The 22,079-nt window shown below is 72.4% G+C and carries 20 protein-coding genes; 15 read left to right on the top strand and 5 right to left on the bottom strand.

Going from position 1 to position 22,079, the window contains the following annotated elements; translation table 11 throughout:
* Nucleotides 1–163 precede the first annotated feature (163 nt).
* The 8 genes from Cco03nite_RS29200 (at nt 164) to Cco03nite_RS29165 (ending at nt 7,398) form a co-directional block, all read left to right on the top strand.
* Nucleotides 164–1,615 carry a cellulase family glycosylhydrolase gene (locus Cco03nite_RS29200; protein WP_203695833.1) on the top strand — a complete coding sequence of 484 codons (1,452 nt, stop codon included), beginning with the start codon at nt 164–166 and terminating at the stop codon, nt 1,613–1,615.
* A gap of 102 nt (nt 1,616–1,717) precedes the next feature.
* Nucleotides 1,718–2,716 carry an aldo/keto reductase gene (locus Cco03nite_RS29195; protein ID WP_203695831.1) on the top strand — a complete coding sequence of 333 codons (999 nt, stop codon included), beginning with the start codon at nt 1,718–1,720 and terminating at the stop codon, nt 2,714–2,716.
* A 116-nt stretch (nt 2,717–2,832) separates the two neighbouring features.
* Entirely contained in the window at nt 2,833–3,171 is a 339-nt protein-coding gene (locus Cco03nite_RS29190; protein ID WP_120319291.1) for an RNA polymerase-binding protein RbpA, read from the top strand.
* Nucleotides 3,172–3,278: 107 nt separating this feature from the next.
* Nucleotides 3,279–3,773 carry a GNAT family N-acetyltransferase gene (locus Cco03nite_RS29185; protein ID WP_203695829.1) on the top strand — a complete coding sequence of 165 codons (495 nt, stop codon included), beginning with the start codon at nt 3,279–3,281 and terminating at the stop codon, nt 3,771–3,773.
* A gap of 169 nt (nt 3,774–3,942) precedes the next feature.
* A complete protein-coding gene (locus Cco03nite_RS29180) occupies nt 3,943–4,986 on the top strand; it encodes a coiled-coil domain-containing protein (protein WP_239167754.1) in 1,044 nt (347 codons plus the stop codon).
* A 247-nt stretch (nt 4,987–5,233) separates the two neighbouring features.
* Complete coding sequence (locus Cco03nite_RS29175) at nt 5,234–6,664, top strand: sigma-70 family RNA polymerase sigma factor (protein WP_203695827.1); 1,431 nt, start codon at nt 5,234–5,236, stop codon at nt 6,662–6,664.
* Nucleotides 6,665–6,712: 48 nt separating this feature from the next.
* On the top strand, nt 6,713–7,006 hold the full coding sequence (locus tag Cco03nite_RS29170; protein ID WP_203695819.1) for a hypothetical protein: 294 nt from the start codon (nt 6,713–6,715) through the stop codon (nt 7,004–7,006).
* Nucleotides 7,003–7,398, top strand: coding sequence for a hypothetical protein (locus tag Cco03nite_RS29165; RefSeq protein WP_203695817.1), 396 nt, complete (start codon nt 7,003–7,005; stop codon nt 7,396–7,398). Before Cco03nite_RS29170 ends, Cco03nite_RS29165 begins: the two co-directional genes overlap by 4 nt.
* A gap of 68 nt (nt 7,399–7,466) precedes the next feature.
* Here Cco03nite_RS29165 and Cco03nite_RS29160 read toward each other — a convergent pair whose 3' ends face one another.
* Entirely contained in the window at nt 7,467–8,090 is a 624-nt protein-coding gene (locus tag Cco03nite_RS29160) for a hypothetical protein (RefSeq protein ID WP_203695815.1), read from the bottom strand.
* A gap of 314 nt (nt 8,091–8,404) precedes the next feature.
* Between Cco03nite_RS29160 and Cco03nite_RS29155 the strand changes: the two genes are divergently transcribed.
* On the top strand, nt 8,405–9,169 hold the full coding sequence (locus Cco03nite_RS29155; protein ID WP_203695813.1) for a sulfite exporter TauE/SafE family protein: 765 nt from the start codon (nt 8,405–8,407) through the stop codon (nt 9,167–9,169).
* A gap of 2 nt (nt 9,170–9,171) precedes the next feature.
* Here the strand turns inward: Cco03nite_RS29155 and Cco03nite_RS29150 are convergent, their stop codons facing one another.
* A complete protein-coding gene (locus Cco03nite_RS29150) occupies nt 9,172–9,717 on the bottom strand; it encodes a CGNR zinc finger domain-containing protein (protein ID WP_203695811.1) in 546 nt (181 codons plus the stop codon).
* Nucleotides 9,718–9,805: 88 nt separating this feature from the next.
* Here Cco03nite_RS29150 and Cco03nite_RS29145 point away from each other — a divergent pair, with 88 nt between their 5' ends.
* Nucleotides 9,806–10,774 (top strand): EamA family transporter, encoded by a 969-nt coding sequence (locus Cco03nite_RS29145; protein WP_203695809.1) that lies wholly within the window; start codon nt 9,806–9,808, stop codon nt 10,772–10,774.
* A gap of 63 nt (nt 10,775–10,837) precedes the next feature.
* On the opposite strand, the gene Cco03nite_RS29140 is transcribed toward Cco03nite_RS29145, so the two are convergent.
* Nucleotides 10,838–11,812, bottom strand: a complete 975-nt coding sequence (locus tag Cco03nite_RS29140) for an extracellular catalytic domain type 1 short-chain-length polyhydroxyalkanoate depolymerase (RefSeq protein ID WP_203695807.1) — start codon at nt 11,810–11,812, stop codon at nt 10,838–10,840.
* Nucleotides 11,813–11,935: 123 nt separating this feature from the next.
* Here Cco03nite_RS29140 and Cco03nite_RS29135 point away from each other — a divergent pair, with 123 nt between their 5' ends.
* From Cco03nite_RS29135 to Cco03nite_RS29120, 4 genes are all read left to right on the top strand, one after another.
* Nucleotides 11,936–12,658, top strand: a complete 723-nt coding sequence (locus Cco03nite_RS29135) for a TetR/AcrR family transcriptional regulator (RefSeq protein WP_239167753.1) — start codon at nt 11,936–11,938, stop codon at nt 12,656–12,658.
* Between the two features lie 3 nt (nt 12,659–12,661).
* Nucleotides 12,662–13,522: an alpha/beta hydrolase gene (locus tag Cco03nite_RS29130; protein WP_203695805.1), complete on the top strand. Its 861-nt coding sequence runs from the start codon at nt 12,662–12,664 to the stop codon at nt 13,520–13,522.
* 267 nt (nt 13,523–13,789) lie between these two features.
* The gene (locus Cco03nite_RS29125) at nt 13,790–15,076 is read left to right on the top strand and encodes a GGDEF domain-containing protein (RefSeq protein WP_203695803.1); all 1,287 of its coding nucleotides are present in this window, start codon (nt 13,790–13,792) and stop codon (nt 15,074–15,076) included.
* Between the two features lie 67 nt (nt 15,077–15,143).
* The gene (locus Cco03nite_RS29120) at nt 15,144–18,308 is read left to right on the top strand and encodes a hypothetical protein (protein ID WP_203695796.1); all 3,165 of its coding nucleotides are present in this window, start codon (nt 15,144–15,146) and stop codon (nt 18,306–18,308) included.
* Between the two features lie 166 nt (nt 18,309–18,474).
* Here Cco03nite_RS29120 and Cco03nite_RS29115 read toward each other — a convergent pair whose 3' ends face one another.
* Nucleotides 18,475–19,665, bottom strand: a complete 1,191-nt coding sequence (locus Cco03nite_RS29115) for a GNAT family N-acetyltransferase (protein ID WP_203695794.1) — start codon at nt 19,663–19,665, stop codon at nt 18,475–18,477.
* Nucleotides 19,666–20,094: 429 nt separating this feature from the next.
* Between Cco03nite_RS29115 and Cco03nite_RS29110 the strand changes: the two genes are divergently transcribed.
* Nucleotides 20,095–21,099, top strand: a complete 1,005-nt coding sequence (locus Cco03nite_RS29110; RefSeq protein ID WP_203695792.1) for a LacI family DNA-binding transcriptional regulator — start codon at nt 20,095–20,097, stop codon at nt 21,097–21,099.
* A 142-nt stretch (nt 21,100–21,241) separates the two neighbouring features.
* Here Cco03nite_RS29110 and Cco03nite_RS29105 read toward each other — a convergent pair whose 3' ends face one another.
* The gene (locus Cco03nite_RS29105; RefSeq protein WP_203695790.1) at nt 21,242–22,048 is read right to left on the bottom strand and encodes an N-formylglutamate amidohydrolase; all 807 of its coding nucleotides are present in this window, start codon (nt 22,046–22,048) and stop codon (nt 21,242–21,244) included.
* Between the last annotated feature and the right edge of the window lie 31 nt (nt 22,049–22,079).

The raw sequence follows: 22,079 nt of genomic DNA, 5'->3' as shown, positions 1-22,079 counted from the left end.
TGAGGCGTCGATGAATGGATATGTTGCGAAGGGATTACCGGGGCCTTAAGCTCTGCTCGATGGGAGCGCTCCCGGTCTCTGGCCAGGGCGTTTGCGGCCCCCTCATTGCCCGATGAGGGTCCGTCCGGCGCGCCCCCACCCCGATCCCGACGAAAGGCTCGTCATGAGACTCCTCCCGCGCGCGTCCCGGCGCGCCCTGATCGCGGCCGGCGCGATCGGCGCGCTCGCCATGGGCGTGACGATCGCGCTGCCCGCGGTCAACGCCATGGCCGCCAGCGGCTGCGCCGTCACCTACACCACCAACCAGTGGCAGGGCGGGTTCACCGCGAACATCACCATCAAGAACCTCGGCGACCCGATCAACGGCTGGACGCTGGGCTTCACCTTCCCGAACGGGCAGCAGGTGACCCAGGGCTGGTCGGCCACCTACACCCAGAGCGGCGCGGCGGTCATCGCCAGGAGCATGGACTACAACGGCTCGCTGGCCACCAACGCCTCCACCGGCATCGGCTTCAACGGCAGCTGGACCACCGCCAACGGGACGCCGACCTCGTTCACCCTGAACGGCACCGTCTGCACCGGATCTACCACGCCGAGCTCACCGGCCCCGAGCAACTCGCCGTCGGCTTCGCCGCGGCCGTCGGCGTCGCCCTCGCCGAGCCCGTCGCAGCCGGCCGGGACCCCTGTCTCGATCAACGGGCAGCTGCGCGTCTGCGGTGTGAATCTGTGCAACCGGTTCAACCGGCCGATCCAGCTGCGCGGCATGAGCACCCACGGCATCCAGTGGTTCGCCAACTGCTACAACGACAACTCGCTGAACGCGCTGGCGAGCGACTGGCAGGCCGACCTGCTGCGGGTGTCGATGTACGTGCAGGAGCAGGGTTACGAGACCAACCCGGCCGGGTTCACCAACCAGGTGAACAACCTCGTCGAGGAGGCCACCGAGCGCGGCCTGTACGCGATGATCGACTTCCACACGCTGACCCCGGGTGACCCGATGTACAACCTGGAGCGGGCGAAGACCTTCTTCGCCGCGGTGTCGGCGCGCCACGCGGCGAAGAACAACGTGATCTACGAGATCACCAACGAGCCCAACGGCGTGAGCTGGTCGACCATCAAGAACTACGCCGAGCAGGTCATCCCGGTGATCCGCGCGAACGACCCGGACGCGGTGGTCATCGTCGGCACCCGGGGCTGGTCGTCGCTGGGCGTCTCGGAGGGCGGCAACTCCACCGAGATCATCAACAACAAGGTCAACGCGACCAACATCATGTACGCGTTCCACTTCTACGCCGCCTCGCACAAGGACAACTACCGGGCCGAGGTGGAGCGGGCGGCGGCCGCGCTGCCGATCTTCGTCACCGAGTTCGGCACGGTCACCTACACCGGCGGCGGCGCGGTCGACGCGTCCAGCAGCACCGCCTGGCTGGACATGCTCGACCGTCTCAAGATCGGGTACGCGAACTGGACGTACTCCGACGCGAACGAGGGCAGCGCCGCGTTCAAGCCCGGCACCTGCAACGGCAGCCAGTACGCGGGCACTTCGGTGCTGACCGAGTCCGGCAACTTCATGCGCAGCCGCATCCGCACCCCGGACAACTTCCCAACGACCTGAATCCCGCCCCGATCAGCGGCGCGGCCCCTCGTTGCCCGGCGAGGGGCCGCGCCGTGTTATTCCGCTTGACCTGGAGCGCGCTCCAGCTTCTAGCGTGAGGGTATGAAGACGGTAGAACTCGGGCGCACCGGCGAGCAGGTCGGCCAACTGGCACTCGGCGCCATGCTCATGGGGACCAGTACCGACGAGCCCACCTCGGTCGAGATGCTCGACCGGTTCCTCGACGCCGGCGGCAACCTCGTCGACACCGCCAACTGCTACTGCTGGTGGGCGCGGGAGGGCAGCCTCGGCGGGGAGAGCGAGGAACTGCTCGGCCGCTGGCTGCCTGGCCGCCGCGACCGGGTCTTCCTCGCGACCAAGGGCAGCGCCATGGTCTGGGACCAGGACGGCGTGTGGCGCGACGGCCGGCCCGACTGGCCGCTGGCCCGCACGCGGTCCGAGGGCGCGAGCGCGGCGACCCTGGCCAAGGCGATCGACGACAGCCTGCGGCGGCTGCGCACCGACCACGTCGACCTCTACTACGTGCACGTCGACGATCGGGCCACGCCGCTGGAGGAGACCCTCGAAGCGCTCGCCGGCATCGTCGCCGCGGGCAAGGCCCGCTACATCGGCTGGTCGAACGTGCGCACCTGGCGGCTGGAGCGCATCCGGCAGCTGTGCGCGGCCAACGGCTGGCCCGCGCCGGTCGCGCTGCAGCAGCAGCACACCTACCTGCGCCCGAGGGCGGGGCTGGACTCCGCCTCCATCGTGGACGACGAGCAGCTGGACTACCTGCGCGAGCACGACGACCTGTCGCTGGTGGCGTACTCGCCGATCCTCAAGGGCGTCTACGACTCGGCCGACAAGCGGACCGGGCACTGGGCCATGGAGAACTACGAGGGCCCCGACGCGCAGGCGCGGCTGGCCGCGGTCGCCGAGGTGGCCACCGAACTCGGCGCCACCCCGAACCAGGTGGTGTTGGCCTGGCTGCTGCGGGCCACGCCCACGACGATTCCACTGGTGGGTCCGCGCACCTTGGCGCAGTATGAGACGGCGCACGCCGCGCTCGACGTGGTGCTGTCGGACGAGCAGGCCGCGCGGCTGGATGCGGCCGGGGCCTGACGTGTCGGGTTGTCGTGCTGGTGCCGGACGCGTACTGTCGTCTGCCGCTGGGGAAACACGACGGGTGTGCGCGTCGTTGCGTCACCAGAGGCCGTTTTCAATCGTGAGGAGCTGGTATGGGCGAGCGCGTGCTGCGGGGAAGCCGACTTGGCGCCGTCAGCTACGAGTCTGACCGCAACACCGAGTTCGCGCCCCGGCAGACCCGTGAGTTCTCGTGCGTCAACGGGCACCGGTTCGAGGTGCCGTTCGCCGTGGACGCCGAGGTGCCCTCGACGTGGGAGTGCAAGTTCGACGGGGCCGTCGCGCGGCTGGTCGACGGCACCGAGCCGGAGCAGAAGAAGGTCAAGCCCCCGCGTACCCACTGGGACATGCTGCTGGAGCGCCGCTCGATCGAGGAGCTCGAGGAGATCCTGAACGAGCGGCTCGCCGAGGTCCGCACCAAGCGTGGTCGCTGACCCGACATCGCCGATGCCGGCGCCGGTCCCCGAGACCGGCGCCGGCATTCGTGTGTCCGGAATAACCCGGGGCGGGGCGGCGGGCCGCTCGGGTAGCGTCCCGGCGCATGGGTGAACTGCAGCGCCTGACCGCCGCGCACGCTGCGGCGCTGCTGGCGTTCGAGACCGCCAACCGGGCCTGGTTCGCCCGGAGCATCCCCGACCGGGGCGACGACTACTTCGCGGACTTCGCGCAGCGGCATGCCGCGATCCTCGCCGAGCAGGCCGCCGGGCTGCACCACTTCCACGTCGTGGTCGACGCGGCCGGGGCGATCGTGGGCCGGGTCAACCTGGTCGACGTCGCCGAAGGGCGGGCCGAGCTGGGATACCGGATCGCCGCGAGCGCCGCCGGAAAGGGCCTGGCCACGGCGATGGTGGCGCAGGTCTGCGCGCTGGCCGCCGGTGCGTACGCGCTGACCGGGCTCACCGCCGTGACCACCCTCGACAACCCCGCCTCGGCCGCGGTGCTCCGCCGCAACGGCTTCATTGTCGACGAGCCGATCACTCTCGGTGACCGCCCCGGCCTGCGTTACCTCCGTGACCTGGAGATCCAGCCGGATTGACGTCTCCCGAGGGCTTCTCCGTCACGTACCGCGACCTCGGAGACTTTCCCGCGCCGCCGCAGCGCGGTAATCTGCCTGGCGGCCGCGCCCGTACAGAGTTCCCCTCACCCCTGGCGGCCGCCGCCGCGCGCCCGTGTCCGGCGCGGCGGACGACGGAAGGATTCCGCACGTGCCCACCCCGGTGCGCCGCCCCCGGCCCGCGTCCCTGCTCGCCCTGCTCGTGGCCGCTGTGTTGCTGGTCACCGGGTTCGGGACGCCCGCTCACGCCGAGCCCAACGAGATTCCGTCGACCAAGGTCGCCCAGGCGCGCCAGAACCTGGAGAGCGCGGCCGGGCAGTTCCTGGAGGCCGAGGCGGCGCTGGCGAAGGCCAAAAAAGAGCAGACCTCCATGAACCAGACGCTGCTCGCGGCGGAGAACAAGTACACCCGGGTCCGGGCCGGCGTCGCCAAGTACGCGGCCGAGGCCTACAAGTCCGGCCGGCTCGGCGTCATCGGCGTCATGCTGAACGCGAACTCGCCCGACGAGTTCCTGACCCGCTCCGCCGCGCTGGAGAAGCTGACCGCCCGCGACGAGTCCCGCATCAGCGAGCTGGTCGCGGTGCGCACCGAGATCAACAACGCGAAGGCCGCCGTCGACGCCTCCGTCAAGGAGCAGGCCAAGCACCTCGCCGAGATGGCGAAGCTGCGCAAGGCGGCCGACAAGGCGCTCAGCGCGCTCGGCGGCGAGGCCACCCGCGGCTGGGTGGACCCGGACTCGCCGCTGGCCATCCCCGCCAAGCGCAACGCCGACGGCACCTGGCCGAAGGAGATCTGCAGCATCAACGACCCCACCCGGCCCTCGTCGAGCGCCTGCATCACGCCGCGCACGCTGCACGCCTACGAGCAGGCGCGCGAGGACGGGTTCAAGCGGTACACCTCGTGCTGGCGTCCCGGTGACATGTACGAGCACCCCAAGGGCCGCGCCTGCGACTTCTCGGCCGCGGCGGGCGGCTTCGGTGGCACGGCCAGCGGGGGAGACCGCACCTACGGCAACAAGCTCGCCGCGTACTTCGTCAAGAACGCCAGCGCGCTCGGGGTCATGTACGTCATCTGGTTCTGCCAGGTCTGGACCGCCACCGGCGGCGGCTGGCACCGATATTCACCGACCGGCTCGAGCTGCGGCGACTCCCCCTCCGCCGACCACACCGACCACGTCCACCTCTCCGTCTACTGACCGAAAGGAAGGGCACCTTCACATCGCTCCGCGTAGTGGAAGGTGCCCTTCTTAACGGGTCCACCGCGTTCGGCAGCGGTAGGTGCTCGGTGCGGCGGCGTGGTCACGGGCCGCGACCGGGCGGGCCGGATTTCCGGCACGCGAGCGGGGGCCGCCGCTCGCGTGGACAGAAATTCTCGCGTTGGGTGTAATGGCGCGACCGGTAGCGGGACTTATCAGCGAGACACCGCTACCTCGGGAGGCAGTCATGCGGTCAGACACGTCCCTTGCCAGGGCCGCCGCGGCAGGCGACCGCGAGGCCTTCGACCGGCTCTATCGGCTGTACCGGCCGGGGCTGCTGGGTTTCGTGTCCCGGCAGGTCGGCGACCGGCACACCGCCGAGGACGTGGTGCAGGAGACGTTCCTGGTCGCCTGGCGTGACCTGGCCAAGCTGCGCGACCCCGAGGTGATCCGGACCTGGCTGTTCTCCATCGCGTACAAGCGGGCGATGTCGGCCGCAGCCCGGGTCGCCCCCGCGCCGCTGCCCGATCCGGCGCTGCTGGTCGACGACACCCCGGGCCGCCACCCCGAGCAGGCGGCCGAGCAGCGGGAGGCGTACGAGCTGGTCTGGGCCGCCGCGCACGGGCTCGAACCGCGCCAGCGCGCGGTGCTGGAACTCAACGTGCGCTGGGAGCTGTCCAGCCGCGAGATCGGCGAGGTCCTCGGGGTCGGCACCGCCCACGCCGCCGTGCTGGTGCACCGCTCGCGGGCGGCGCTGGGCAGCGCGGTGCGCACCGTGCTCATCGCCCGGCGGCACGGCCGCTGCGCCGGGCTCGACGCCATCGTGCACGGCCGCAGGCGGCTGACCTCCCGCGAGCGGTCCCAGGTCGACCGGCACGTGCGCGGCTGCGACCAGTGCCGCCGCCTGTCCGCCCGCAACGGCGCGTACGCCGTGCTCGCCGCGCTGCTGGCGCTCACCGACGGCCCGGTCCCGGGCAGCTCGGGGCAGACCAGCCCGGCCGCCGCGATCGCCGCCGCGAGTGCCCGGGGGCTGCGGCTGCCCGGCAAGCTGGCGCTCGGCTCGGCGGCCACCGTGCTGGCCGCGACCGGGGTGTACGCGCTGGTCCCGCTGGCACTGGAGGTCCCGTCCGCCGACCGGACCGGGACCGCCGCTGCCGCCGCCGCCGCGGGCGCGGCCGCCGGGTCCGCGTCGCCGTCGGTCGCGGGGTCGGCGTCGCCGTCGGCGGCTGCCAGCCCGTCGGTCTCGCCGTCGGCCGCCGCGTCGGTGCGGCCCAGCCCCACCAAGGCCGCCGTCCCGTCGACGCTGGAGGGGCAGATGCTGGCGCTGGTCAACCAGGCCCGCAAGAGCGCCGGCTGTGGCGCCCTGCGCGCCGAGCCGAAGCTGGACAAGGCCGCCCGGCTGCACAGCGCCGACATGGCCAAGCGCGACTACTTCTCGCACACCACCCCGGACGGGGTCAGCCCCTGGGACCGGGCCAAGGCGGCCGGGTACACCCAGCCGTCGGCGGAGAACATCGCCGCGGGCAACGCCACCGCGAAGGCGACCATGCAGCAGTGGATGAACTCGCCCGGCCACAAGGCGAACATTCTGAACTGCTCGTACAAGGCCATGGGCGTGGGCCGGGCGACCGGCGGCACCTACCGCTACTACTGGACCCAGATGTTCGGCTTCCGCTGACGGGCGAGCTGCTGTACGGCGTCGATAACACTGCGCTACCCTCAAAGTATGACGGAACTCGAGGGAGAAGCCGGGGCCGGCACCTTCCGGACGTCGATCACGATGCCGGTCAGTCTGGCGGAGTTCGCTCGCGCGCGTTCCGGCGGCAACTTCTCCGCGTACCTGGCCAGCCTGGTCGAGCGGGACCGGCGACGGGATCTCGCGCACCAGCGGCTGGCCGAGTTCGGTTACGAAGGTGACATGGCGCCCACCGAGGACGGCCGGGCACGGGCTCGGGCGGCCCTCGAGGCGCACCGGGCGCGCAGGCGGACCCTCGGCGGCTCCGGTCAGCGAGCCGCGTGAGCATCGGCCTGGTCCTGGATCCCTCTGCCCTGCTGCTGCACCTGCGGCTGGAGCGTGTGTCGATCGGCGAACTGATAAGTGAGGTCATCGACGCCGACCAGCTGGTGGGTGTGCCGGCGCTCGCCGTGGTCGACGTCTGGCCGCACCTGGATCGCGACGACCTGGTTCGAGTGGAGCGGATGCTGTCCTGGGACGACAGCGGCATCGTGGTGCTGCCGCTGACCGGAGATGCGCTGCTCGACCTGCACAGGGCGCTGCCCCTGGTCAAGGGCGGCCACGGAGTCGCGCACGCGGTCGTGGAGGCTCACCGGTACGGCTGCCTGCTGGCCACCGATCGACCTGGTGACATCGGCGATGCCATGGACCCCGACGACCTGGTGGAACTCTCTTAACCGAGGAATGGGGCGAGGCCACAGCCGGTACGGACCCGGCCGGGTCCGCACCGTCTCTGCGTGCGATGTCAGCCGGCCGAGGGCCGCACCAACAACTTGATCGTCGCCAACACCTCGTCGGTGGAGGCGTTCGACGCGGTCCCATAGCGGTATACGAAGGCGAAGCTGTGCTCATCCGCCCAAGCGCAGTAGACCCCGGAGGCTCCCTCGAACGAGCCGCGATCGCAACCGATCAGGCCCTTGACCTTAGGGTTGGGCCCGACCCGGATGCCGCCGTTGATGTCGAATCCCAGGGGGACCCCGGCATCGACCAGGAAGCCGAGCGAGTATGCCTGGGCGTTGGCGGTCGGCTTCTCCTGGGCGACTGCGGCGACGAACATCAGGTTCTTGCTCTTGAGGCTGCCGTAGAAAGCCGCCACGGCCGGTACGTCGGCCTGGAGATTCGGACGAGCGCCGATGAGCACCAACGATGCGACGCGGGTGTGCTCAGGATCGGTCGACTGCACCCGTTTCCCGATCTTGTCCGGTAAGGACACAGTGACGCGTGCCGCGGCGACGGCTGCCGGGCTGGGTGAGGCGGCTGCTTCCGGAGACGGACCTGCCGAGGCGCTCCTGGGTGCCGCAGGCGGGGCGCCGTCGTCGTTCGGCGAGCACGCGGCCGTGAACACGGCGGCTGCGGTGATCGCGATCATGACGAGGAATGGTGGTCGGGAGATCCTCATGCATCGCCTTCTCTGCTGACGGTCCGATGGGGTGCTCTGTGCGCCTGGGTTCGGGCAGATGCCATCGTGGAGGGCCGCGTGCCGTTGGACAAGATCCGAACGGCCTGGAGGCGTCTTCACCGAACCCGGTCCGGAGGCCACCGATTGAGCACATCGGCGGGTGACCTTCGCCGCATCGAGGGTGACCCCGGTGCCATGCCGCCTAGGCTCGCGTCATCGGATCATGAGTATCCGGGTGGCGGCGACCTGTCGGCGTCGACCGGCCCGGGGAAGGCGCGGCAAGGATGCAGACGACGCTGACCGTCGCCGAGGGCGCGGTGGTGCTGCTGGCCGGGATGGCCGCGGGCGGGATCAACGCGGTGGTGGGCTCCGGCACGCTGGTGACCTTCCCCGTGCTGCTCGCCCTGGGGTACCCGCCGGTCGTCGCGAACGTCTCCAACACCGTCGGCCTGGTGCCCGGCTCGCTGTCCGGGGCGTACGCCTACCGCCGGGAGCTGGCCGGGCACGGCCCGTTGCTGCTGCGCCTGGGCACCGCCTCGACGCTGGGCGCGCTGCTCGGCGCGGTGCTGCTGCTGTGGCTGCCGCCCGGCGCGTTCAAGGCCATCGTCCCGGTGCTGATCGGCCTGGCCCTGGTGCTGGTGGTCCTGCAGTCGCGGCTGGCCCGCTCGCTGGCGACCCGCCGCCCCGACCGGGATCGCCGGGTGGGGCCGGTGCTGCTGCTCGGCGTGTTCGGCGCGGGCGTGTACGGCGGCTACTTCGGCGCGGCCCAGGGCGTGCTGCTGCTGGGCCTGCTCGGGGTGCTGCTCTCCACCGACCTGCAATGGGTCAACGGCATCAAGAACCTGCTGGCCGCGCTGGTCAACGGCGTCGCCGCGGTGCTGTTCATCGCGCTGGGCATGGTCGCCTGGCAGCCCGCCCTGCTGATCGCGGCGGGCTCGGTCGTCGGCGGCCTCATCGGCGGCCGCTGGGGGCGCAGGCTTCCCCCGACGGCGCTGCGCGCCCTCATCGTCGTGATCGGCCTGATCGCGATGTTCCAGCTGCTCACCTGAGGTCAGGCGCGGGCGGCGGCCTTGCGGGCGCGGTACGCGGTGACGGCGGCCCGGTTGCCGCAGCCGGCGTCGCAGAAGCGCTTGGACCGGTTCTTGGACAGGTCGACGACGACGTCCCCGCAGTCGGGGTGCTCGCAGATGCGCAGGCGGCTGAGCTCGCCGCTGCGGACGACGTCGACGAGCGCCATCGCGGCCTCGACCGCCATCCGGGTGGCCAGCGGCGCGTCGGCGGGTGTGGCGTGCAGGTGGTAGTCCCACTCGTCGTGCTTGACGAGCTGGGGGAGCGCGTTCGACTCGCGCAGCAGCGCGTTCACGATCTCGACGACCTCGTCCTCGTCGGCCTCCCAGATACGGCGCAGCCGCGGGCGCAGGGCTTGCACCGCGCGCAGCTCTGCCTCGGTGTGCTCGCGGCCGCCGGTCCAGCCGTACGCCCGGAAGAAGTCGTCGAGCGCGGCCAGGTCGGGCAGCTTCTCGCCGTCCGAGCCGGTGGTGTTGACCAGCGCGGCGGCGGCCACCAGCGCGACTTCGGTGTCATGGGCAAAAAGCATCTTGACTCCTGTCACCCGGCCCGTCTACTGTCATGAGTGTAGCGGTGTTTCACTCATTACGTTCAGCGTAGTCTCCGAGGTGAGTTCCATGCAGACCCAACGCTCCGCCGGTGTCGGCCTCGGTCTGGCCCTGCTGTCGGCCGCGACGTTCGGCACCTCCGGCACCTTCGCCCGGTCCCTGATCGAGGCGGGCTGGTCGGCCGAGGCCGCCGTCGCCGCCCGGGTGGGCATCGCCGCCCTGATCCTGGCCGTGCCGACCGTTCTCGCGCTGCGTGGCAAGTGGCACGTGCTGCGCGCCAATCTCAGCTCGATCGGCGTCTTCGGGCTGCTCGCCGTCGCCGGGGCGCAGGTCGGTTTCTTCAACGCCGTCCGCTACCTGCCCATCGGTGTCGCCCTGCTCCTGGAATACCTGGGCATCATCCTCGTCGTGTTCTGGATGTGGGCACGCCACGGCCAGCGGCCGCGCGCGCTGACCCTGGCCGGGTCGGCCGCGGCGATGCTGGGACTGTTCTTCGTGCTCGACCTGACCGGTGACGGCGGCTTCGACCCGGTGGGCGTGCTGTGGGGCCTGGGTGCGGCGGTCGGCCTGGCGGCGTACTTCGTGCTCAGCGCGCGGGTCGACGAGCGGCTGCCGTCGGTGGCCATGGCCAGCAGCGGCATGGCGATCGGCGCGGTGGTGCTGCTGGCGCTGGGCGCGGTCGGCGCGCTGCCGCTGCGGGCGAGCTTCGGCGACGTGACCTTCGCCGGCGAGCGGGTCAGCTGGCTGGTGCCGATCGTGGGGCTGTCGCTGGTGGCGGCGGTGATCTCGTACGTATCCGGCATCGGCGCGGCCCGGATCCTCGGCGCGAAGCTGTCGTCGTTCGTCGGGCTGACCGAGGTGCTGTTCGCGGTCCTGATCGCCTGGCTGTTCCTGGGCGAGCTGCCGGTGCCGGTGCAGCTGCTCGGCGGCGTGCTGATCATCGGCGGCGTGGTGCTGGTCCGCATCGACGAGCTGCGGCCCGCACCGGCCCCGGCGGACGAGGTCGCGGCCGTCGAGCGGCGGGTGCTGGTCAGCTAGCGCAGAGAGTTAAGAAGGGCACCTTCTACAACGCGGAGCGTTGTGAAGGTGCCCTTCCTTGCTTTAGGGGCGGGGGTGGGCGAGGAAGAAGGTCCAGGAGAGGGCGGTGGCGTCGGGGCCGGAGGGGTCGCCGTAGAGGCTGCAGGGGCAGCCGCCGGGGTATGCGTGGCCGGCGCCGTCGATCATGTACTGCTCGACGAGGGGGCGGCCCGCGGTGTCGCGGTAGGTCAGGTGGGTGAAGGAGCGCCCGGCGGAGACCTGGCCGGTGACCACGGTGTCGGCCACCGGGTCCGTGCCGGCCACGGTCGTCCACTGCTCGGCGATGCGGTACGCCGTGGACGGGGGGACGACCAGGTCGGCGGTGCCCTGGAAGATGATCGCGGGTACGGGGCGCAGGCGGCTGCCCATCTCCTGCCGCGCCTTGCGGCCGGACTCCTGGGCCGTCTGCAGTTGCAGCACGTCGCAGTCGTACTCGCAGCCGGCCATGACGGAGACGGACGCGAACAGGTCCGGGTACGTCACCCCCATGATGTTCGCCATCACGCCGCCCGCGGAGACGCCGGTGGCGTGGATGCGCCTGGCGTCGACGGTGTACTGCGAGCGCATCCGGTTGGTGATGCCGGCGATGATGGCGGGCTCGCCGAAGCCGCGGTGCTGGTTGGTCTCCAGGAACCAGTTCCAGCAGGTGGCGGGGTTGACCACGTTGCTCTGGTCGGGGAAGACGACGATGAAGCCACGTGCCTCGGCCTCGGCGCTCCAGCCGGAGAGCAGGTCGAAGCCGACGTCGTTCTCGGTGCAGCCGTGCAGGGCGACGAGCAGGGGCATGGGCGTGCCGGGACGGTACGACGACGGCACGTAGCCGTGGTAGTCGCGGGTGCCGTACACGCTGGCGTAGACGCCGTGGAAGAACCCGCCCGCGGCCTGTGCCGGGGCGGGCACCGCCAGCTGCGCCAGGAGCAGGGCGAGCGCGGTGGCGGCGAGGGTGGCGAGGCGGCGGAGCGGTGCGACGGCGGTGCGATCCGGGGACGGGACGGACACGGCAGGCTCTCCTCTCGGTTCCGGTTGCCAACCAATCGATTGATTGGGTGGACGGATTGCTAGCGACTATGCGCCCGGTCGGTTACGGTGTCAACCAATCGTTCGATCGGTTGAGGAGAGCGTGTGACGACACCCCGGTGGGAGCCGCGGCGGCTGAGCGCCGTCGCCGTCGAGCTGCCCGAGGGCGTCACCCCGCCCGGCACCCGCGGCCGGATCCTGCTGTCGGCGCTGCGGCTGTTCGCCGAGTACGGCTTCCACGGCACGTCCATCCGCGACCTCGCCGGGGCGGCCGGGATCAACTCGGCCACGCTGTACGCGCACTTCCCGGCCAAGGAGCACGTGCTCGCCGAACTGGTCCTGCTCGGGCACGCCGAGCTGCACCGCCGCCTGCAGCAGGCGCTGGTGGAGAGCCCGGCCGGGCCCGCCGCGCAGCTCGCCGCGCTGGTGCGGGCACAGGTCGGCGCGCACGCCGACTTCCCGCTGCTGGCCCTGGTCGCCAACGCCGAGCTGCACGCGCTGTCCCCGGAACGGGCCGCGCCCGCCCTGGCCCTGCGCGAGCAGTCACGTGAGCTCGGCCTGCGCGTGCTGTGCCTGGGCGTCGAGCAGGGTGTGTTCCACGTCGCCGACCCCCTGCTCGCCGCGACCGCGATCGGCTCGATGGGCATGCAGGTCGCGCACTGGTTCGGCCCCGACCAGCCGTACACCCGCGACCAGGTCGCCGACACCTACGCCGGTTACGCCCTGCGGCTCGCCGGGGCAGCGGCCGCTCCGGCAGGCGAGCCCGCCCACCCGACCTCCGCCAAGACCGTCCGCGCCGCGGGCGCCACCCCGACGAAGAAAGGCTGATCCATGCGCTCGATCGAGATCCCGGTTTCCGGCGGTTCGCTGCACGCGCTGCGCTTCGGCGAGGGCGCGAGGATCGCGCTGGCCGCGCACGGCATCACCGCCTCGGCGATGTCGTTCCGTGCCGTGGCCCGGCACCTGCCGGCGGACTGGAGCCTGATCGCGGTGGACCTGCGCGGTCGCGGCGGCAGCGCCGGCCTGCCCGGCCCGTACGGCATGGACGCGCACGCCGCCGACCTGGCCGCCGTCGCCGAACACCTCGGTGCGCCGGTCGCGCTGACCGGGCAGTCGATGGGGGCGTACGCCGCCCTGCGCGCCGCCGTGCGCCGGCCCGAGCTGTTCAGCCGCCTGGTGCTGGTCGACGGCGGCCTGCCGCTCCCGGTGCCCGCCCAGTTCGACCCGGACCAGCTCTTGGAGCTGACCATCGGCCCGGCCGTCGCCCGGCTGCGCGAGACCTACCCGTCCGTGGACGCGTACGTGGCCTTCTTCCAGGCGCACCCGGCGCTGGCGGGGGAGTGGAACGACGACATGGCCGAGTACGTCCGCTACGACGGGACCGGGGAGCCCGGCGCGATCCGCTCGCGCACCAGCTCCGAGGCGGTCTACGCCGACGGTCGGGACCTGCTGGTCAACGGCCCGGAATTCGGCGACGACCTGGTGAAACTGGCCCTGCCGGCGTCCCTGCTGCACGCCCCGCGCGGCATGTTCGGCCAGGAGCCCGGCATGCTGCCGCAGGCGGTGGTGGACCACTGGGCGGCCCAGGCGCCGCGGCTGCGCCCGGAGCTGGTCGCCGACACCAACCACTACACGATCTTGATGACCGACCGCCCCGCGGCGCTGATCGCCGAGCGCCTCACCCGAGCATGATTCGTTTTTGTGGACGCTGGACGTCGTAATAGCGACGCCCAGCGTCCACAAAAACAGATCTTGGTCTGTGGAGCGGGTACGAGATGCCCTGTTATCGGGTAGTTAGTAGAGCTAAAGTGGTAGGCCGCTGACCTGGGGTCCCGTCATGGGAGCTGAGATGCGTGCCGACAGACGCGGCCGCCCGAGCGGTCGAAAATGATCAACTTATCTCGCCTGGTGCACCGGCGAGTGGCAGCGCTGAGGTCGCCCCTGCCGGGTGCGCTACGGGTGCCCCTGTCCCACGTCGGCCCGCGCCTGACCGTGGCATTCCTGGCCGTCGCGCTGCTGCTGCCGCTGGTCGGCCTGGTCGCCATCCGGGAGCAGCACGCCGCGAGCCTGCGCGCCGCCCAGATCGAGGCGGAGAACGTCGCCGAGCAGGTCGCGCACACGGTCACCAAGCCCACCGCGCCGGGCCGGGCACTGCTCTACCAGCAGCCGTCGCAGCTGCAGGAGTACGTCAGCGGCGTCAACCGGGACGGCAACCGCGACCTGGAGATCGTCGCCCTGAACCGGCGCGTGCTCGCCGACGCGATCCCGGCCAACCAGGGCAAGCTGTTCACCGAGGACCGCGGGGGTGAGGTCGCCGCGACCATGCGCGACGGCATGCCGCGGGCGTTCCGTGAGCTGAACGCCGACTTCCCGGCCGGGATCGAGCTGGTGGCGGTGCCCATGCGCGCCGCGCAGAACAAGATCGTCGGGGCGGTGCTGCTGGAGTACACCCCGCTCTACCGGCAGCTGCTGGCCGCCGGGGGCGAGACGCGCCAGCTCATCGTCACCGCGAGCCTGACCGGCATGGCGGCCGCGCTGGCGCTGGGCTTCCTGCTGTCGCACGGCCTGGTTCGGGACCTGCGCCGGCTGACCCGGGCCGCGGACCTGCTGGCCGCCGGGGACGGCAGCGCGCGGGCCGTTGTCGGCAGCCGCGGCGAGCTGGGCGAGCTGGCCGGGGCCTTCAACACGATGGCCGACCGGATCGCCGTGCAGAAGGCCACGCTCATCGAACTCGCCGGCCGCGACCCGCTGACCGGCCTGCACAACCGGCGCTCCTTCGCCGAGCGGCTGACCGGCGCGCTGGCGTACGCCGACCGCACCGGCACCCCGGTGTCGCTGCTCATGCTGGACCTGGACCACTTCAAGTCGGTCAACGACCGGTACGGCCATCCCGCGGGCGACCAGGTGCTGCGTACCGTGGCGGCGTTGCTGGTGCGGGAGCTGCGGGCGGTGGACGTGGCGGCGCGGCTCGGCGGCGAGGAGTTCGGCGTGCTGCTGCCCGGCATCGACCACCGGGACGCGACGGCGGTGGCCGGCCGGCTGCGGGCCGCCATCGCGCGCTGCCCGGTCGTGCACGCGGCGACCACCGTCCTGGTGACCGCGAGCATCGGCGTCGTCTGCTACCCCCGGCACGCCAGGACCGCCGACGAGCTGTTCGAGCGCGCCGACGACGCGCTGTACCGCGCCAAGCGGGCCGGGCGCGACCGGGTCAGCGGGCCGCAGCCGCCGCAGCCGGCCGGACGGTGACGACCGGCGCGGTTCCGTTGGAAAATCGTGATCCAACCGGGGGCCGGGTAGCCACTACGATGCGAGCGTGTTTCATGTTCCCCGCTCCCGGAAACCGTATCCGCTGCTCGCCGCGGCGGTCGTCCTGCTGCTGCTCGGCGCGGGCGTCGCCTGGGGCGTCGGGGACGCGCTCGGCCTGAGCCACACCGCGGCCGCCGTGCCGCGCGAAGACGCCGCCGCCGCACCGCGGCGTGAGGACGTGCCCGCGCCGCCACTGGCCTCGATCGTCGTGCCCGACCTGCTGCGCCTGACCAAGGCCGCCGGCGCGGTCGCCGACGCCTACGCCGCCCGCGGCCTGCCCCGCCCGGCGGTCACCCTGATGCCGTCGCTGCCCGGCACGAAGGAACCCGGAGCGGTCACACTTGCGGGGCTGAAGCCCGCCGTCGGGGCACCCGGCACGGGGGTGCCCGGCACCGGCACGCCCGGCGCCGGGGTGCCCGCGACGGCCGCCGCGACCGGGTTGCGGGCCGGTGTGCAGGCGAGCCTCGCGCCCGCGACCGACGCCTACCGGATCACCACGCGCGGCGCGGAATTGACCGTCGAGGGCTCCGATCTGGCCGGGACGGCGGATGGGCTGTACCGGATCGCCGACCGGATCCGCTCGGGCGTCGCCGTGATCCCGGCCGGGGACGACGGCCGGGTGATCACGCCGCGCCTCGGGCTGCGGCTGACCGACGCCGGTTCGGTCGGGCGCGAGCCGGACGCCGCCGCGTTCGCCGCGGGCGACGACTACAACCTCAACACCGACGTGGTCGGCGAGGCCCTGCTGCCGCAGGCCCCGTGGGTGGACGCGGCGGCGGTGGAACGGATCGGCGCGCAGTTCCGGCAGTTCGTGGACCACTCCGCGGCGCAGGGCTACAACGGCGTGGTCGTGCCGGGCTTCCTGGAGTACGTCACGTTCGCCAAGGTCGGCGACGGCCGGGCCGTCTACCCGGCGGGCGACACCCACGTCGACCGGGCCAAGGCACTGGTCGCCGCGTTCGGGCCGGTCTTCCGGTACGCCGAGGACATGGGCATGAAGGTCTTCCTGCTCACGGACATGCTCGCGGTGTCGCCGCCGCTGGAGGCGTACCTGCGGCACACCGTCGGCGGGCTGGACGTCGCCGACCCCCGGCTGTGGGCCGTCTACCAGGCGGGCCTGGCCGAGCTGTTCGAGAGCCTGCCGTTCGTGGACGGGCTGATGGTGCGCATCGGCGAGGGCGGCGAGGTGTACGCCCAGAACGGCTGGGACTACTCGTCGAAGCTCGCGGTCACCACCGACGCCGCGGTGCGCGCGATGCTGCGGGCGCTGCTGGACACGGCGGGCAGGGCCGACCGGGAGGTCATCTTCCGGACCTGGACCGTCGGCGTCGGCGCGGTCGGCGACCTGCACACCAATCCCGACTCCTACCGGCAGGTGCTCGGCGGGTTCGACGACCCGCACCTGATCGTGTCGACCAAGTACACCCTCGGCGACTTCTACAGCCACCTGCCGCTCAACTCGACCCTGCTGGCGGGCGAGCACCGCCGGATCGTGGAGTTCCAGGCGCGGCGGGAGTTCGAGGGCTTCGGCTCGCTGCCCAACGACCTGGGCGTGCTGCACCGGCAGGCGCTGCGCGAGTTCCTGGCCGCGAACCCGAAGGTCGAGGGCGTCTGGAACTGGACCCAGGACGGCGGCCCGCTGCGCGCCGGCCCGATGTCGCTCTACCTGCGCGACGGCTTCTGGCAGCTGTACGACCTCAACACGTACGCCGTCGCGCGGCTGGCCTGGGACCCCGACGCCGATCCGGCGCAGCTGACCGCCGACTGGGCGTACCGCACGTTCTCCGGCGACCAGGCCACGGTGGCGGCGATCGGGCAGGCCATGGCGCTGTCCCGGGAGGCGCTGACCAAGGGCCTCTACCTCGGGCCGTACGCGGACCGCACGGTCAAGGCGCTGGGCCTGGAGCCGCCGCCGATGATGTGGATCTTCGAGTGGGACATCGCCACCGGTGACTCGGCCGCCCTCGACAGCATCTACGCCGTGACCGGCGGCCGGGTCGACCAGGCGATCGCCGAGGGCGAGCAGGCCGTCGTGCTGGCCCGGCGCATGCGCGACCTGGTCGCCGTGACCGACCCGGCGACCTGGCGCGATCCGAAGCTGCGCACGTCGTTCACGAGCACGCTCGACTATCAGGTCAACCTGTTCGAGACGCTGGGCGCGTACCGCGCCATGGTGCTGCGCCACGCGCAGTGGCTGGACACCGGCGACCAGGCCGCCTACGACGGCTGGCGGGAGGCCGAGATCGTGTACCGCGGGGCGCGCGACGTGCACATGCAGCGCTACGGCGGCGACCTGGACCTGCCCGCGTACAACTTCACCGCCGCCGATCTCGGCGCGGTGCGGGCCGACCGCGACCCGGCGATGGCCTGGGCCGCCCGCGGGCTGCTGGCGCTGATCCTGATCGTGTTCCTGGTCGGCCTGCGGGGCCGCGGCCGGGGCGGCCGGGCCGCGCGGGCGCTGCTGCTCGGCGCGGTGCGCCCGTGGCGGGTGGCGCTGCTGGACTCGCCGCCGTCGCGGCTGGACCGGGTGCTGGTCTGGCTGGTGCCCGCGTTCGTGCTGGTGGCGAGCCGGGCCGTGTACACCTGGTTCGCGGCCCCGGCGCACCTGCTGGTGACCCTGGGCGGCTGGCTGCTGTTCGCGGCCGTGGCCCGCCTCGTCGTCGGCCGCCGCGACCCGTTCCACCTGTGGGCCGTCATCGGCGGGGTCGCCCTGTTGCGCAGCGTGCTGCTGCTGGCGGCGCTGGCCGGGCGCGGACCGGGCAAGTACTGGTTCGCCTTCTGGACCTCGCCGACCCTGCGCACGGTCTACGTCACGGTCGCCTTCGCCGCGTTCTGCTGGCTGTTCGTGGCCACCGCCGTCGTCCTGCGCGACCGGTACGGCCTGCTGCGCCGCCGCGCCGCCGGCCTCACCCTGGCCGCGATCGGCGTCCCGCTTGGCCTGATCGGCGGCCTGATCGCCGCCATCGGCCTGGAACGCGCCCTGACCGTCTGGAACGACCAGCTCGCCCTGCTCCCCTGGGGCCTGTCCCGCATCCTCGGCATCACCGTCTACCTCGGCATCCCCGCCGACCTGCCCACCTACGCCGCCTACGCCGGCCTGACCCTCACCACCTGCGGCCTCCTCCTCTCCCTCGGCCGCCCCCGCCGCCCGCTGCCAGACAGCGCCCGCTAGCAAAGGGCACCCGCTAGCAAAGGGCACCCGCCCCGCGCGAAAGGAAGGGCACCTTCACATCGCTATGCGATGTAGAAGGTGCCCTTCCAAACCTGACAGCGGGTGCAAGCTGGGCTTCTGCCACGTGCGTGTGGCGTCCGGCGTGGCGGCGGCCGGTGGCCGCCGGTCAGAAGTAGTCGTGCAGGGTGGGCGGCGGGCCGGCGGTGGCGGTACGCAGCAGCTCGTCGGTGTCCGGGTCGCCGCCGCTCAGGAAGCCGGTGCGGCGCAGCTGCTCCGGCGTGGCGGCACCGGCATACCAGGCGGCCAGGCCGCGCGGGGTGAGCCGGACCGTGCCCGCGCCCCCGGGCTCCAGCCGGCCCGTGCCGCCGGACAGGGTGAGCCGCCACCTGCCCTGCTGCCAGGGGCACACGTCGTCGACCAGGTCCAGGTCCACCTCGCCGGTCAGGTGGCGCGGCCAGCCGCGTGCCGCGACCGCGCCGGCCGCGTCCACGACCCGCACCATCCAGGGCTGCGCCGTGTGCACCTTGGCGTCGACCCGGGCGATCAGCGACCAGGCCGGGTCGGTCGCGCCCAGCCGGAGCACCGTGGTCGGCGCGACGCTGGCCCAGCCGCCGAACATCGCCAGCAGCGTGCGCGTCGCCTCCGGGGTCAGCCCGATCAGGTCGTCGACGGTGAGCCGGCCGCTCGCGTCGTAGCCCGGTCCGCGATCCCAGCTCGCGTAACCCACGATCACCCCGGCGTCGTCCACGGCGACGGTGAAGCCGTGGTAGTCGGCCAGCAGCTGGGCCGGGGTCGCGCCGAACGCCGGGCCGGAGCGCTCCATCAGGCCCGTGCCCGCGCGGGCGACCTGGCGGTAGATCTCGTACACGGCCGGGATGTCGTCCTCGGTCGCGGGCCGCAGCGTGGTCTTCGGGTCGGGGCGGATCGCGCCGAGCACCCGGGTGGACACCGTCCAGTAGACCAGCTCGCCGACCTCCTCCCAGCCCAGTGCCCGGTACGGCAGCGGGGTGGTGTCGAACAGGGTGCTGAGCACCGCCCCGCGCTCGCGCGCCCCCTCCAGCAGCCGGGTCAGCACCAGCCGCCCGAGGCCGCGCCCGCGCAGCTCGGGGGCGGTGGCGACCCCGGCCACGCCGCTGGTGGGCACGATCCGCCCGCCGAACCACTGGCCCTGCTCGCGGTCCACGGCCTTCGCGACCATCCGCCCGGCCGGGTCGAACACCCCGAGGGTGTGCCGGCCCGGGGAGTTCGAGTTCCAGGTCTCGGGCATGGGCTGCTCGTGGTAGCCGAAGGCGAGACTGCCCAGGTCCCAAGCCAGCTTGTTGTCATCCGGCCCCAACGGGCGCACCTCGTACGTCACCCGGCCATCCTGCCAGCCGCCCCGCGGCCCGTCCTGCGGTTATCCCCGACGCGGCGACCGGCCCGCCCGCTGCGGGGCCACCCGAGAAATCGATACGACTGGAAGCGGTTCCAGCCGGATGAAAGTTACAGATGGCAGGTGCCCACCACTGTTCGGCTGATGCTGGCGAAGGTTTCGGACACTTGTCTTGACGTCTTAACGCGACACTCCTATGTTGCAACTGGAAGCGCTCCCGGTTTTCCCCGGCTTCCGGGCAAGCCGGTGTGCTGGGCGTGAGCCGTCGCAGCACGGGATCCGGTGACATCAGCCGTGTGTCCTGTGCTCCGCTCCGTGTCCCGGTGGGAAAGTAGGGCCCGGGAGCGCTTCCAATAACCCTGCCGTGACGCGTACGCTCTTGCCACCGTCTCCGCAGAGGGGTGTCACGGCTCCATGGGTCCCAAGCGTCAGCCGACGCTCGACGAGGTCGCGGCACGGGCGGGTGTGTCGCGCTCCGCCGCGTCCCGCGTCATCAACAACGCCCGGCACGTCAGCCAGGCCAAGCGCGACGCCGTCGAACGGGCCGTCGCGGAGCTGGGCTTCGTGCCGAACCCGACCGCGCGGGCGCTGGCCACGCAGCAGGTCGGCGCGGTGGTGCTCGCGCTGTCCCACCACGACCCGGCCCAGTTCACCGACCCGTTCTTCGCGCAGATCATCCTGGGCGTCAACGCGGAACTGGAGAAGACCGACCTCGAACTGCTGCTGGTGCTGGCCAACACGACCCAGGGCCAGGCCCGGCTGCAGCGCATCCTCAAGTCGCGGCGCGCCGACGGCGTCATGCTCATGGCGCTGCGCGGCGACGACCCGCTCGCGGCGCTCGCCGACCAGCACGACGTCCCGGTCGTCTTCGGCGGCCGCCCGCTGCACGCCGAGCCCCGCTGGTACGTCGACGCCGACAACCGCGGCGGCTCCCGGCTGGCCACCGAGCACCTCATCGGCCTGGGCCGGCGGCACATCGCCGTCATCACGGGCCAGATGGACACCGACGCGGGCGCGTCACGGCACCGGGGCTACCTCGACGCCATGGCGGTGGCCGGGCTGAGCCCGTCCCGGGTCGAGCACGGCGACTTCACCGAGCCGTCCGGAGCCGCGGCGATGACCCGGCTGCTGGCGGCGTACCCCGAGGTGGACGCGGTGGTCGCCGGGTCGGACGCGGCGGCCGCCGGGGCGCTGCGCGCGCTGAAGGCGCACGGGCGCTCGGTGCCCGGCGACGTCGCGGTGGTCGGGTTCGACGACCTGCTGACCGCTCAGCACACCGACCCGCAGCTGACCACCGTCCACCAGCCCATCCACGGACTCGGCCGGGAGATGGCGAAGATGCTGCTCAGCCTGATCGCGGGCGAGGAACCCCACCCGCTGATCCTGCCCACCCGCCTGGTCCGCCGCGCCTCGGCCTGACGGCGTGCCGCCACCCGACCCCGCGACCGCCCGCTCTTCGCGTCCTGCAGTTTCGGGGAAACTGCAGGGATCACGGTGCACTTTCGTACAGTTTCCCGGAAACCGCGGTGCCCGTTGCCAGGAACTGCGGCCCGCGGAGGTGTCACGGGTGGGGTGCGGGATCGTTGAGGACGTCGACCAGGGCGGCCAGGGACGCGGCCAGGCGGTCCAGGCCCGGGTGCGGGTCGCCGCCGGGCTCGGACTGGTACGTGTCGCGGCGGATCTCGACCATCAGCGCCGACACCCGCTCGTCGATCCCGTGGTGCTTGAGCGGCACGTAGCAGCCGGCGAACGGGGTGTCGAAGGCGACCTCGTAGCCCGCGAAGGCCGTCGCGGCGGCGTCGCGCAGCCACGGCGGGGTGTGGGCGAGGTCCGTGCCGAGGCAGACCTGCGGGCGCGGGCCGTCGCCGTGCAGCTCGTACGGCAGCGCGAGCGCCGGGTAGGAGTGCACGTCGACGACGATCGCGCGGCCGGTCGCGGCCAGGCGCTCGTCGACCAGGTCGGTCATGCCCTGGGCGTACGGGTGGAAGTGCGCGTCGAGCAGCCGCTGCGCGAAGGCGGGGTCGTCGGGGCGCAACCGCTGCCCGTGCGAGGTGTGCGTGTACACCGCGCCCATGCCGACGGCGGCCATCTCCTCCCGCTCGTCGGGGAACCGCTCCGGGTCCACGACCAGCCGCGACCACTCGTTGACGAACGTCCAGGGCCGGACCCGGGCCGCCCCGGCCGCCCGCGCCGCGATCAGGTCGGTGTGCGCGTCGGTCATGTGGTCGAGTTCGGTGAGCAGCGCGGCGTCGTCGAGCCCGATCGAGGCCCGCGCGGGCCCGCTGATCTGCCGCGACGCGTGCGGCACGTGCAGGACGACCGAGGACGAGGCGTCGCCCTGGTCGATGCGGAACACCGGAACCGACATGCTGCCCACCCGCTCTCTGAAGATCACCGTG

The organism is Catellatospora coxensis (assembly GCF_016862635.1).
Taxonomy (GTDB): domain Bacteria; phylum Actinomycetota; class Actinomycetes; order Mycobacteriales; family Micromonosporaceae; genus Catellatospora; species Catellatospora coxensis.
This window is presented reverse-complemented; position numbering and strand designations above follow the sequence as displayed.